The organism is Nocardia testacea NBRC 100365 (assembly GCF_000308775.1).
Lineage (GTDB): Bacteria > Actinomycetota > Actinomycetes > Mycobacteriales > Mycobacteriaceae > Nocardia > Nocardia testacea.
Map to the genome: position 1 here is coordinate 1 of NZ_BAGJ01000019.1, position 13065 is coordinate 13065.

The following is a 13065-nucleotide window of genomic DNA, read 5'->3' on the forward strand; positions in this document are numbered from 1 at the left end:
CCGGGCGGCTACACCGCCGAACGGTTCGACAACCCGCCCGGCGTCGCGTTGCCGCGCGAGCCGCGGCCCGCCGAAGGGCCCGCGGCCCCGCGGGAACCCGGACGGCACAGCTACAAGTCCAACCCGGCGAAGACGGCGTCCTTCTTCCAGACCCGGCTGCAGCCGGCCGAGGAGACCGACAGCGTGCTCGGTGGGACGCCCATCTTCGCGGAGATGATGTCGGCATGGCTGTCGGATTCGGATTCCGATCGTTCCCAGGCCGTCGCGTCCTTCGACTCCCCGGGCGACGAGGGCTGGACGGCGGCTCGGCGGGCCAGCGAGGCCGAGCCCGAAACCCGCACCGCGGCCGGTCTGCCGCAGCGTAATCCGGGCGTCCGGTTGGTCCCCGGCGCTGTCAGCGGCGCCCAGGAACGGACGCCGAGTCGCAATCCCGAAACGATCCGGTCTAGTTTGAGTCGGCACCAGCAAGGTGTTCGGGATGGCCGTGCAATGCGAGCAATGAACCTAACCGGAGACAAAGGAGACCGATGAACCCCGAACTAGGTGGTACGAACCGTCAGTTGGATTGGCTGGTTTCGAACTTCGCAGGCGAGGTTCCTGGCGTAGCCCATGCCGTTCTGGTCTCGGCCGACGGCCTGCTGATGGCGGCGAGTGCCCAACTACCGGTCGACCGGGCCGAGCAGCTCTCGGCGGTCACGGCCGGACTGGCGAGTCTCTCGGTGGGTGTGTCCAATCTGTTCGAAGGCGGCACGGTTCTGCAGTCCGTCGTCGAAATGGAGCACGGCTACCTGCTGCTGATGGCGGTGGGCGACGGGTCCTATCTCGCGGTCCTGACCAATACGTCCTGTGATATCGGACAGGTCGGCTACGAGATGGCTTTGTTGGTCGAACGCGTAGGCCAGACAGTTCAGGCCACCCCACGCGTCACGATGGGTTCCTGATGGTGGGATGGACATAGAGGATCACCGCGTGGGAGGCTCCGAGCCCAGTCTCGTGCGCCCGTACTCGCTGACCGCCGGTCGTACCCGGCCGAAGGTCGAGTTGGCGCTCGAGGCTCTCGTCGCGTCCCATCCCATTTCGCTCGAACGCCAGTACGAACTGAGCAATATCGAAAACTCGATAGTCGAGTTGTGCAGGGAGTCGCCGTCGGTCGCCGAACTAGCGGCTCGACTGGGTATACCGATCGGGGTGGCGCGTGTACTTGTAGCGGACCTGATCGAAGCCGGGCATGTCCGCGTTTCGGCGACATTGAAAGACGATTCCAGCGACGATGAACGTCGCGAGCTGATCGAAAGGGTTCTCAGTGGACTCCGGCGTATATGATTCGACGGCACAGGTCGATACCCGCCAGACCAAGCCGACCTCGGCGAAGATCGTGGTCGCGGGCGGGTTCGGCGTGGGCAAAACGACGCTGGTGGGGGCAGTTTCGGAAATCGTCCCGTTGAGAACCGAGGCTCTGGTGACCAACGCCAGTGCCGGGATCGACAGTCTCGCGGGTATCGAGAGCAAATCCACCACCACGGTGGCCATGGACTTCGGCCGCATCAGCCTGGCCGAGGATCTGGTGCTGTACCTGTTCGGTACTCCGGGCCAGTACCGTTTCTGGTTCATGTGGGACGACCTCATCCGCGGTGCGATCGGTGCGGTGGTGCTGATCGACACCCGGCGGCTGGAGGACAGTTTCGCGGCGGTCGACTACTTCGAGGCGCGCAACCTGCCGTTCCTCGTGGCGCTCAACCAGTTCGACGACGCCCCGCAGTATCCGATCGAGGACATCCGGCAGGCGCTGGCCGTCCCGGCCGATGTGCCGATCATGCCGATCGACGCGCGCCGCCGGGAACCGGCCAAGGAGGCGCTCGTGCGGCTGACCGAGTACGCGCTGCAGAAGGTCACCCGGGGCTACTGAGCCGGCTGCCCGTCATACTGGTCGGCGTGCCGGTGTGGACAGTTGCGGTGCCGGGCGCCCCGGGACGGCTGGGATGACGTCGTCGCGAATCGGGTCCCGGCAACTGCTCGAAGCGTTGCTGGATCCCGGCTCCTTCGTGAGCTGGGATTCCGCGCCCTTGGACGTGGCGCGGACCGGTGACTACCGGTCCGCGCTCGCCCGGGCGAGCGCGGCGGCGGGAACCGACGAGTCGGTGCTCACCGGTGAAGGGCTGTTACGCGGTCGCCGGATCGCCGTCATCGCGTGCGAGTTCGGGTTCCTGGCCGGTTCGGTCGGGGTCGCCGCGGCAGAGCGGATCGTCACGGCGGTCGAACGCGCCACCGAGCTGGGGCTGCCGCTGGTCGCCTCCCCGACCTCCGGGGGTACCCGGATGCAGGAGGGCACCCTCGCCTTCGTACAGATGGTGAAGATCGCCGGCGCGGTGGCGGCGCATAAAACGGCCGGCCATCCCTATGTGGTGTATCTGCGCAATCCGACCATGGGCGGGGTGTTCGCCTCCTGGGGATCGCTGGGGCACATCACCTTCGCCGAGCCCGGCGCGCTCATCGGTTTCCTCGGGCCGCGGGTGTATGAGGCGCTTTACGGTCACCCGTTCCCCGACGGCGTGCAGACCGCCGAGAATCTGTACCGCAACGGCGTGATCGACGGGGTCGTCGAGGTGCCGGTGTTCCGGCGTATCGCCCATCGCGCGCTCAGCGTTTTCAGCGGGCAGGTGCGGTCACCCGGCGATACGAAACCTGCTGTTGCCGAAGAGATCCGCGACCCCGAACCCCCGGCCGAAGCCTGGGATTCGGTACTCGCCTCGCGCCGGCCGGATCGGCCGGGGCTGCGCGACCTGCTCCGCCGGGCCACCCAGCGGGTTCCGCTCAGCGGCACCGGCCAGGGGGAAACCGATCGCACGGTGGTGCTGGCGCTGGCCAGGTTCCACGGCAGGCCCTGCGTCGTCTTCGGGCACGATCGCGCCCATCAGGATCCCGAGCACACCATGGGTCCGGCCGCGCTGCGCGAGGCGCGCCGGAGTATGCAGCTCGCGGCCGAGCTCCGGCTGCCGCTGGTGCTGGTGATCGATACGATCGGCGCCGCGCTGTCCCAGGAGGCCGAGGAACGGGGCCTGGCCCCCGAGATCGCCCGGTGCCTGGCCGATCTGGTGACGCTGGATACTCCGACGGTTTCGGTGCTGCTCGGCCAGGGGACCGGCGGCGGTGCGCTCGCGCTGCTGCCCGCGGACCGCGTGCTGGCGGCCACGCACGGCTGGCTCGCGCCGCTGCCGCCGGAAGGAGCCAGCGCGATCGTCCATCGTGATACCGCGCATGCCGCGGAACTGGCTGCGGCACAACGTATCCGGTCGGTCGATTTGCTGGCCGACGGGATCGTGGACCGTATCGTGCCCGAGTTTCCCGATGCCGCCGACGAGCCGGTGGATTTCGCTCGCCGTACCGTCGCGGCGATCGCCGCCGAACTCGCCCGGTTGAGTGCGTGGTCCCCCGCGGAACTGCGGGCGAGCAGGAAGCGCCGCTATCGCCGGTTGGGTGTTCCGGATCGGAATGACGGCATCGGCCGGCCGCCGGAACCGCATGCCGGGTGAGGTCGGCGTCCTGCACCGGAAGGCTTCGCCCGGCCGGGCGGGACCGCGCCGCGGACGGAGCCTGCCGGGCCCGATCGGAACTCAGTCGGATTCCGGGTCCGGGCGGTTCCAGGCCAGGACCATCGCCGGTGCGCAACCGCCGGCCAGCAGTGTCGCCAGAACCATCACGCCACCGGCGTAGGCGGTGCGGAAAGCGTCGGCCTCCGGGAATATCGCGCCGCTCCAGACGAGGTACATCACCGGTAACACCGTCAGGTACTGGGTGACGGACAGGCCGAACGATCGCGCGGACTCCCGCTGCGCGAACTCGAGCTCGTCCAGGGTTTCGGCCGGCGCCTGATCCTGAACCTGGGCGACGATACGCAGCATCGTCCAGGACGGCAGGAAGACCACCGCGCTGAGGCCGGCGAACAGTGCGGCCCATTCGAGCCCGAATGCGCAGAGCAGGCCGGTGACGAAGAGGACGGCGAGCGAGGTGATCACCAGGACCACCAGGGTCCGGCGGCGCCGGGTGGTGCGCCAGCCGGGCAGCATCCCGGCGATCTGCTTCTCCCGGACGAGCCAGCGCCGCACGCGGTAGGCCTGGTATCGGTCGAACAGGGTGGTGGGTTCGGTGGCGGCGGTCATGGCTGCTGTCCTTTCTCGCGGGCGTACACCTCGGCCGATAGGGGGGTGAATTCGGTTCGGGAGAACACCGCCTCCACCGGCAGCCGGAACACCTCGCATATCCGCAGGGCGAGATCCAGGCTCGGGTAGTGGTTGCCGCGTTCGAGCGCGCCGATCGTCTGGGGGTTGACGTTCACCGCTTCGGCCAGGGCCGCTCGCGACATCCGATGTTCGGCCCGCAGTACTGCGATCCGATTGAAGATCGGTAGCGTTTCCCCGCGCCTTACTGGGCTCACACAATGAAGTGTTGTAAAAACACAACGATATGTCAAGTAGATGCGTAGGCGAATGATCGATGGACACGAACCGGTCGTTCGTTGACCTGCCGCCGATGCGCTTCTACCGTCGAGGCGGTGACCACTAGACGTGAGACCGGTGTAGTTCCTCCGATCGTGTTGAACGACGGGAGCCTGATCCCACAGCTCGGTTTCGGGGTGTTCCAGGTTCCGGCGGACCAGGTGTTCGACACGGTCACCGCCGCGCTGGACGCGGGCTACCGCAGTATCGACACCGCGGCGATCTACGAGAACGAAGAGGGCACCGGGCGTGCCATCCGGCAGTTCGGCCTACCCCGCGACGAGGTCTTCGTCACCACGAAACTGTGGAACGCCGAACAGGGCTACGACTCCACCCTGCGCGCGTTCGACGAGAGCCTGAAACGGCTGGGGCTCGACTACCTGGACCTGTACCTCATCCACTGGCCCGTGCCCGCCGCGGATCGTTTCGTGGACACCTTCCGCGCGTTCCAGCGCCTGAAGGCCGACGGCCGGGTCCGTTCCATCGGGGTTTCCAACTTCCGGATACCCGACCTGGAGCGGGTCATCGCCGAAACCGGGGAAACCCCCTCGGTCAATCAGATCGAGTTGCATCCCCGGCTCACCCAGCCCGAACTGCGCGAGTACCACGCCGAGCACGCCATCGCCACGGAGGCGTGGAGCCCGCTCGGCCAGGGCACCGTCCTGAACGATCCGGTGATCACCCGGATCGCGGGGGAGGTGGGCCGTACCCCGGCGCAGGTGATCATCCGCTGGCATCTGCAACTGGGCAACGTGGTGATCCCGAAGTCGGTGACCCCGGCCCGGATCGCGGAGAACTTCGATGTGTTCGGGTTCGAGTTGTCCGCCGATCAGATGCAGGCGATCTCCGCGCTGAACTCCGGTTCCCGCACCGGCGCGGACCCTGAAACGTTCGCTTTCGGCCTGGAGAACTGACCCGGCTCTGCTTATTTGCGCCGCCTTCGGCGGCGCGGGTCGGGGCCCTGTGACCCCGGTTCTTCACTCCGGGGCTCAGGCGCTGCGCTCCTTCGCTCTGTCGCGCCAGAACCGGGGGCGGGCCCCGACCCCCGAGGAAGCGCATCAACAAGCTTGCCCGGGCCGGTCATGCTCCTGTGGCAGAGTGGGCAGTGACGCCTCGTTATCGGCGGTTGGATCGGTATTCGTTCAGCGGGGAAGGACACACATGCTCGGGGTCGGCCGTGACGGCGATGTCGTCACCATCGAACTACAACGCGAGGAACGGCGTAACGCGCTGAACCTGGACCTGGTCACCCGGCTGCGGGAGGCGCTGTCCAATGCCCGCCTCGATTCCCGGGCGATCGTGATCACCGGTAGCGGGTCGGTGTTCAGCGCGGGCGCGGATCTTGACGGTGTGTACTCCACCGAGTTCCTCGATGCCCTGCTGGACATGCTGCACGAGGTCGAGGCCATGCCGGTCCCGGTGATCGCGGCGCTGAACGGTCCGGCACTGGGCGCGGGCGTGCAATTGGCGATGGCGGCGGATCTGCGAGTCATGGCCCAGGATTCCTACCTCGCCATCCCGGCGGCGAAACTGGGTATCTCGGTGGACCGCTGGACCACGCGCCGGCTGGTCTCGCTGATCGGGGGCGGCCCCGCGCGGACGGTGCTGCTCGGTGCCGAGCCGATCTCGGCCTCCGATGCCTACACCTTCGGATTCGCGAATCGGATCGGTACGGTGGCCGACGCGCAGGGCTGGGCGAAATCCATCGCCGAGCTGGCGCCGCTGTCCCTGCGACATCTGAAACTCGAACTCAACGACGACGGCACCCGGGAACCGGCCAACCGCGAACAGCAGGCCGCTTTGGAGGCAGCATGGTCCAGCGCGGACGCGGAAGAGGGCAGGCAGGCCCGGCAGGAGAAGCGCCCCGCCAAGTTCGTGGGGAAATGATGAGGGCCCGCACTGTCGCCGCGGCGGCGGCCGGTCTGGCCGGAATGACCGTCTTCGGCTGGGTGGCCCGCGCCCTGGACGGATTGCCGGCCGCGCTCGGCGCGTCCGTCTCCGCCATCGCGCCCACCGCCACCGGCGCGCGCAGCTATCGCGACCGCCAGTTCCACAACAGCGAACCCGCGTCCCCGATCGTGGTGCGTGAGAATCCGACCGGCCTGTTGTCCATGGTGACCGGTATGCGCGCGGGCCGGCCCAAGGACGCGGTGCCGCTGGCGCGGCCCGAGCATCCGGGCGCGGCCGCCGATCTCGCGGTCACCTGGTACGGCCACGCCAGCGCGCTGATCGAGATCGACGGGTACCGGGTGCTCACCGACCCGGTGTGGAGCGAGCGGGTCTCGCCTTCGCGGCTGGTCGGCCCGTCCCGGATCCATCCCGTTCCGGTCGCGCTGGAGGAATTGCCGCGGGTCGACGCGGTGGTCATCTCGCACGACCACTACGACCACCTGGATGCCGACACCATCGCCACGCTGGTCCGCACCCAGCAGTCGGTTTTCGTGGTGCCGATCGGGGTCGGCGCGCATCTGCGGCACTGGGGCGTGCCGGAGTCGCGGATCGTCGAATTGGACTGGAACTGTTCGTATTCGCTGTCCCCGGTCGACGGCGACCGGCCCGAACTCACCATCACCTGCGCCGAGGCCCGGCATTTCTCGGGTCGCGGACTGGTCCGCAACACCACCCTCTGGGCGGGCTGGGCGCTGGTGGGCCCGAAGCATCGGGCCTATTTCGGCGGGGACACCGGATTCACCAAGGCGTTCGCGGCCACGGGCGCGCAGTGGGGTCCGTTCGATCTGACGCTGCTGCCGATCGGCGCCTACGACCCGCACTGGGCCGATATCCACATGAATCCGGAGGAGGCGGTGCGCGCGCACGCCGATCTGTGTCTCGGCGAACCGGAGCACGGCGTCCTGGTGCCGATCCACTGGGCGACGTTCAACCTCGCGCCTCATCCGTGGGCCGAACCGGTACACCGGCTGGTGGACGCGGCCGCGGCGGCGGGTCCCGAGATCGCGGTGCCGGTGCCCGGGCAGCGGCTCGATTTGCGTGACCTCCCGCCGGCGCGCCGGTGGTGGGAAGATATGGAGTGAACGCTTCCGCACAGTGACAGGAAGGAATCGGCTATGAGCTTGATGGAAAACCTGAAGAACCTGGTCGGCAAGGGGCAGGAGACGGCTGCCAAGAACTCGGACAAGATCAACCAGGCGGTCGACAAGGCCGGGGATTTTCTCGACCAGAAGACCAAGGGGAAGTACTCGGACAAGATCCAGAAGGGCAAGGAAGCCGCCCGCAAGATGGTTCCGCCGGAACACCCGGGCGGACCCGGCGGACCGGGCCCGGAATCGCGTCCGTGACCGACGGCGCGGTGCCGAACGGGGTTGCCCGGCCGCGGTTGTGATCCGGGGTGCGCCGGAGTTTCGGAGGTGAGCCGGGACAGCCGGATATCGAAGTCCGGCTGAGCAATCCGGACAAAGTGCTGTATCCGGCCACCGGCACCACCAAGGGCGAGGTGCTCGAGTACTACGCCGCGATCGCCCCCGCCATGCTGCCGCATATGGCGGGCCGGCCGGTCACCCGTAAACGCTGGCCCGACGGTGTCGGCGCATCCTCCTTCTTCGAGAAGAACCTGCCCGCCGGCACCCCGTCCTGGGTGCCGCGCCGCACCCAGCGGCATTCCGACCGCGCGGTGACCTACCCGGTGATCTCCTCCCAGGCCGGGCTGGTCTGGCTGGGTCAGCAGGCGGCGCTGGAGATCCATGTGCCGCAGTGGCGTTTCGACGGCGGCGAACGCGGTCCGGCGACCCGCCTGGTCTTCGATCTCGACCCCGGACCGGGCGCGGGACTGCCCGAATGCGCGCGGGTGGCGCTGGGTATCCGGGATATGGTCGGCGAGATCGGGATGCGCGCCTACCCGCTGACCAGCGGCAGCAAAGGGATCCATCTCTACGTGCCGCTCGACCGCACGCTCAGCCCGGGCGGCGCGTCGACGGTGGCCAAACAGGTGGCGGAGAACCTGGAAAAGCTGCTGCCCGATCTGGTGACGGCGACCATGGCGAAGAAGGTCCGGGCCGGCAAGGTCTTCCTGGACTGGAGCCAGAACAATCCGGCGAAGACCACGATCGCGCCCTACTCGCTGCGCGGCCGGGAGGAGCCGAATGTCGCGGCGCCGCGCAGCTGGGACGAGATCGAGGACTCGGCGTCGCTGCGGCAGCTGCGTTTCGACGACGTGCTGCGGCGGTACCGGTCCGACGGTGACCTGCTGGCCGGCCTGGATCCGCCGCTCGACGACGCGCTGACGAAGTATCGCTCCATGCGGGATCCGGCCCGCACCCCCGAACCGGTACCCGCCGAATCGCCCCGGAGCGGTTCGGGGGATCGGTTCGTCGTTCACGAACACCACGCGCGACGCCTGCATTGGGACGTGCGGCTCGAACGGGAGGGCGTCCTGGCCTCGTGGGCGGTGCCCAAGGGCCCACCGGACAGTCCGCGCCAGAACCGGCTCGCCGTGCACACCGAGGATCATCCGCTGGAGTATCTGGATTTCCACGGCACGATCCCGGCGGGCGAATACGGCGCGGGGAAGATGTCGGTATGGGACACCGGCACCTACCTGGCCGAGAAGTGGCAGGACGACGAGGTCATCGTGGTGCTGAGCGGAACCCGGCTGAACGGCCGCTACGCGTTGATCCGCACCGAGGGCGACCAGTGGCTCATGCATCTGATGAAGGATCAGCCGGCGCCCGCGACCGACCTTCCGCGCGGTCTGACGCCCATGCTGGCCACCAGCGGTGATGTGGCGGCGCTGCCGGAATCGGAGTGGGTGTTCGAGCGCAAGTGGGACGGCTTCCGGCTCATCGTGGAGATCGAGGCGGGGCAGCTCCGGCTGCGCAGCCGGACGGGCCATGATGTGACCGAGCAGTATCCGCAGCTCGCGGAGCTGGCTGCCGCATTGGACGGGCACCGGGTGGTACTGGACGGGGAGATCATCGTCCGCGACCCGGACGGCGCGGTGAACGTCGCCCTGCTGAAGGCGAATCCGCGGCGGGCGGAGTTCGTTGCCTTCGATCTGCTCTATCTGGACGGTACTTCGCTGCTGCGCAAACGCTACCGCGACCGCCGCCGGGTCCTGGAGGCGCTCGCCGCGACCGCGCCCGCCCTACAGGTGCCCGCGCCGTACGAGGGCAGCGGCGCGGACGCGGTGCGGCAGAGCGAACAGGAAGGCGTGGAAGGGGTCGTCGCCAAGAAGGTCGACTCGGTGTATCAGCCCGGAACCCGCGGCCGGACCTGGGTGAAACACCGCAACTGGCGGATCCAGCAGGTGGTGGTCGGCGGAATGCGGCGCAGCCGCGCCCGGCCCTTCGCCTCACTGCTGGTGGGCATCCCCGCCGAGGACGGCCTGGTGTACGCGGGGCGCGTCGGCACCGGGTTCGGGGACGCGGGTATGCGCGAGCTGGCCGCACGGCTGCATCGGCTGGAACGCAAGACCAGCCCGTTCGTCAACGAGATGTCGGCCGACGAACGCCGCGATGCGATCTGGGTGACGCCGAAGGTGGAAGGCACTGTGCGCTACATGGATTGGACCGAGACCGGCCGGCTCTGGCATCCGGCGTGGCTGGGCGAACTGTGACCGCCATCGCCACCGGTGATGTCACCCGCGGGCCGAATCCGCTGGGTACTGTGAAGTTCGAGCGAATCGAGCGAGGAGTACGGCGATGGATTTCAAGGGCCTGGCGAACAAGGCATTGGGTTTGGCGCGCAAGAACGCCGACAAGGTCGAACCGCTGATCGAGAAGGTCGGTGACGCGGTCGACAAGAAGACCGGCGGCAAATACGCCGGGCAGGTGGACAAGGCCCAGGAGGCGGCCCGCAAGGCGGTACGCGATCAGCAGAAGTAGAGCCTCTTACAGGAGGATCTCCACCAGCAGGGCCGCGGCGCATACCGCTACGACAATGACCAGCGCGAGGGCATCGCCCCGGCCCGGGGCGGCCGGACGGGCGGTGAGTTGACCCGTTCCGCCCCGGGCGGTGATCGCTTCGCCCAGTTCGCCGGCCCGGCGGGTGGATACCGCCATGGCGGCGGTGAGGATATCGATGACCGGATCGGTGGTGCGGTGCAGCAGATCGGGTTTGGGACGCAGGCGCCGGGCGGCCCGCAGGATACGGATCTCCTCGAGCAGTAGCGGTAGACCGCGCAAGGTCAGCGCCACCACCACGGCCAGTTCGTCCACCGGGACACGCAGGCGCCGCAGCGGCCGGCCGAGAGTGGCCAGGGCGGGAGCGATTTCGCTCATGGGAGTGGTCCAGGCGATGAGCATGGACGCGGCCACCAGGATCAACCCGAACACCACCACCTGCGCGTAACGCAGTACGGCGGCGCCACCGACGGGCACATTGATCAGCGCGCCCGCGCCGATCAGCACCCAGAACAGCATCGGCAGGCGGGGCAGCACCCCCAATGGCAGCCGGGCCACCAGGCCGATCGCGATCAGAAACACGATCATGATGCCGAGGATCGGCCAGCTCGGCAGGATCATCAGCAGCAGGCTGATCAGGAACGCGCCGATCATCTTGGTTCCGGCCCACAGGTTGTGGACCGGACTGGACACCGGGACACGGCGCAGCAGGACGGTGCTCATCGGGTGCCTCCGTTGTCGATTCCGTGGGCGTCGCCGCCGCGCAGCCGCCAGGCCGCACCCGGTGCCCGGCGGTGGGCCGGATCGGGCGGGTGGACGGCCGGGATGGGTGCGGTGTCGGCTCCGGTCCCCGGCACCGGGGCCGAAGCCGTCTCGGTTTCCGGGATGCGGCCTGCGCGCAGGTGGACGGTGCGATCGCAGATGGCCGCCACATCCTCGACGTCGTGGGAGATGACGATCAGCGTGAGTCCCGAATCGCGCAGCCGGGCCAGTAGTTCGACGATATCGGCGCGGCCCTCGGGGTCGAGCCCGGCCAATGGTTCGTCCAGCACCACCACCTGTGGGTGAGCGGCGACGATGGCGGCCAGCACCACTCGTTTGGCCTGGCCACCGCTGAGTTCTTCGATGGACCGGGTGGTCAGGGAGCGGTCCAGGCCGACGGCGTCCAGCGCTTTGCCCACCGTGCCCGAACCGGTACCCTCGCCGCCCCAGTCGGCGATCTCCTCGCCGACGGTGTGCCGTTGCAGCTGCAGCCGGGAATGCTGGAAGGCCAGCTCCACCCGCCCGATCTGTTTGCTGACCGGTTTGCCCGCCAGTTCGCAGCGTCCGGTGCTGGGCGCGATGAGTCCGGCCATGATCCAGGCCAGGGTCGATTTCCCGGACCCGTTCCCGCCGACCACCAGCAGCGCTTCCCCGCGGCGGACCGACAGGTCGACGCCGTGCAGCGCGGGCGCCTCCCACGGTGTGCCGCGGTTGTATGTGTGCCGGACGCCGCGCAGTTCGAGCAGTGTGTCGCCCATGGGGCGGCGGCGCCGGGCTCGGGCCGGCTTCGGCCAGGCGGGCAGCCGATCGACCATCCGCCCGGCGGCCAGGTGCACGACCCGGTCGGCGGCGTCGGCGTCGGCTTCGTGGTGGGTCACCAGGACGACGGCCATGGCATGCCGTTTCGGTAGCCCGGCCAGCAGCGTCACCAGTTCGCGGCGGCCCTCCGGGTCGATCATGGAGGTGGCTTCGTCGGCGATGAGCAGGGCCGGGCGCCGGGCCAGGGCCGCCGCGACCGCGAGCCGCTGCTGTTGGCCACCGGACAGGGTGGCGGTCTCCCGGTCGCCCATCCCGTCCAGCCCGACCTCGTGCAGCAGGGCGTCGATATCCACCTCGGCCGCGAGGGCGGCGGGCAGGCCCCAGACCACATCGTCGGCGACCAGTACACCCAGCGTCTGGCTTTCCGGTCGTTGCAGGACCAGCGCCGTTCCGCCCAGATGGCCGAGTCCGGCGGAGCCGGGTCGTTCGACCGCGCCGCTGCTCGGCGGCAATCCCGCCAGCAGCCGGGTGAGAGTCGATTTACCCGACCCGTTGTGGCCGACCACCGCGACGAATTCGCCGACCTGGACGCGCAGGTCGACACCGGTCAACGCGTCGGCGCCGGCGCCGGGGTAGCGGTATCCGGCCGCGCGCAGGGTGACCGGCAGGGGCGCGATCGGGCGGTGGTCGGCGGGTGCGTCGAGGCGGTCGGTGCCGGGGAGCCAGGTGAGCCGGTCCAGGACCGAACCGAGGACGAACCAGGAGACCAGCGCGGTGACCACGGTCCCGGCCAGAACGGTGCCGCCGATATAGAGCCACCACCAGTTCAGGACCACATCGGTGACGTGCAGGACACCGCGGCCCAGGGGTTCCAGGTGCTGCTGGCGGGAGGTGAGTTCGGCCAGGCCGGTCGCGGTGTTGCGGACGGTGTCGAAGAGCAGGTCGCGGGTGGCCGAGAAGGCGAGCAGGAAGCCGACCGAGAAGGCGCCCCAGGCGACGCCGGCGAGCACCGACAGCCCGGTGACCGCGACGATACCGCCGTGGCGGCGTTTGACCGTGCCGACGATGCCACCGATGGTGGCGGTGGCGACCATCGCCATGGCGGCGGTGAGCCCGGCCGCCACGAAGGTGACCAGGGCCGCCGAGATCGAGGCGGTGAGCACGGTGCGGAATCGGTAGCGGTGCGCGAGCAGGCC

General features: G+C 68.9%; 14 protein-coding genes and 1 pseudogene. 11 read left to right on the forward strand and 4 right to left on the reverse strand.

The window, feature by feature from the left end; all coding sequences use genetic code 11:
* The 5 genes and pseudogenes from ON38_RS36980 to ON38_RS03095 form a co-directional block, all read left to right on the forward strand.
* Positions 1-531 (forward strand): annotated as a pseudogene (locus ON38_RS36980) (sensor histidine kinase); the annotation flags it as partial.
* Complete coding sequence (locus ON38_RS03080; protein ID WP_030522784.1) at positions 528-941, forward strand: roadblock/LC7 domain-containing protein; 414 nt, start codon at positions 528-530, stop codon at positions 939-941. The pseudogene ON38_RS36980 and the gene ON38_RS03080, both read left to right, overlap by 4 nt.
* Positions 942-948: 7 nt before the next feature.
* Positions 949-1323: a DUF742 domain-containing protein gene (locus ON38_RS03085; RefSeq protein WP_030522783.1), complete on the forward strand. Its 375-nt coding sequence runs from the start codon at positions 949-951 to the stop codon at positions 1321-1323.
* Positions 1304-1906, forward strand: coding sequence for a GTP-binding protein (locus ON38_RS03090; protein ID WP_174372388.1), 603 nt, complete (start codon positions 1304-1306; stop codon positions 1904-1906). The genes ON38_RS03085 and ON38_RS03090 overlap by 20 nt, the downstream gene beginning before the upstream one ends.
* 73 nt (positions 1907-1979) lie before the next feature.
* Positions 1980-3530 (forward strand): carboxyl transferase domain-containing protein, encoded by a 1551-nt coding sequence (locus tag ON38_RS03095; protein ID WP_051164310.1) that lies wholly within the window; start codon positions 1980-1982, stop codon positions 3528-3530.
* Between the two features lie 81 nt (positions 3531-3611).
* Here the strand turns inward: ON38_RS03095 and ON38_RS03100 are convergent, their stop codons facing one another.
* Both ON38_RS03100 and ON38_RS03105 read right to left on the reverse strand, forming a co-directional pair.
* On the reverse strand, positions 3612-4157 hold the full coding sequence (locus tag ON38_RS03100; RefSeq protein ID WP_039822189.1) for a hypothetical protein: 546 nt from the start codon (positions 4155-4157) through the stop codon (positions 3612-3614).
* Positions 4154-4432, reverse strand: coding sequence for a helix-turn-helix transcriptional regulator (locus tag ON38_RS03105; RefSeq protein WP_083872174.1), 279 nt, complete (start codon positions 4430-4432; stop codon positions 4154-4156). Before ON38_RS03105 ends, ON38_RS03100 begins: the two co-directional genes overlap by 4 nt.
* Positions 4433-4549: 117 nt before the next feature.
* Here ON38_RS03105 and ON38_RS03110 point away from each other — a divergent pair, with 117 nt between their 5' ends.
* The 6 genes from ON38_RS03110 (at position 4550) to ON38_RS03135 (ending at position 10330) form a co-directional block, all read left to right on the forward strand.
* On the forward strand, positions 4550-5407 hold the full coding sequence (locus ON38_RS03110) for an aldo/keto reductase (RefSeq protein WP_039822192.1): 858 nt from the start codon (positions 4550-4552) through the stop codon (positions 5405-5407).
* 247 nt (positions 5408-5654) lie between these two features.
* Complete coding sequence (locus ON38_RS03115; RefSeq protein ID WP_039822194.1) at positions 5655-6380, forward strand: enoyl-CoA hydratase; 726 nt, start codon at positions 5655-5657, stop codon at positions 6378-6380.
* Positions 6380-7525, forward strand: coding sequence for an MBL fold metallo-hydrolase (locus ON38_RS03120; RefSeq protein ID WP_039822195.1), 1146 nt, complete (start codon positions 6380-6382; stop codon positions 7523-7525). The genes ON38_RS03115 and ON38_RS03120 overlap by 1 nt, the downstream gene beginning before the upstream one ends.
* 33 nt (positions 7526-7558) lie before the next feature.
* Positions 7559-7789, forward strand: coding sequence for an antitoxin (locus ON38_RS03125; RefSeq protein WP_039822196.1), 231 nt, complete (start codon positions 7559-7561; stop codon positions 7787-7789).
* A 50-nt stretch (positions 7790-7839) separates the two neighbouring features.
* A complete protein-coding gene (locus ON38_RS03130) occupies positions 7840-10062 on the forward strand; it encodes an ATP-dependent DNA ligase (RefSeq protein WP_051164311.1) in 2223 nt (740 codons plus the stop codon).
* Positions 10063-10147: 85 nt separating this feature from the next.
* Positions 10148-10330: an antitoxin gene (locus ON38_RS03135; RefSeq protein ID WP_039822197.1), complete on the forward strand. Its 183-nt coding sequence runs from the start codon at positions 10148-10150 to the stop codon at positions 10328-10330.
* Between the two features lie 6 nt (positions 10331-10336).
* Here the strand turns inward: ON38_RS03135 and ON38_RS03140 are convergent, their stop codons facing one another.
* Positions 10337-11071 (reverse strand): CbiQ family ECF transporter T component, encoded by a 735-nt coding sequence (locus ON38_RS03140; protein WP_039822199.1) that lies wholly within the window; start codon positions 11069-11071, stop codon positions 10337-10339.
* Positions 11068-13065 (reverse strand): ABC transporter ATP-binding protein (locus ON38_RS03145; protein WP_039822200.1); only part of this gene is annotated, 1998 nt, incomplete at its 5' end. The genes ON38_RS03140 and ON38_RS03145, both read right to left, overlap by 4 nt.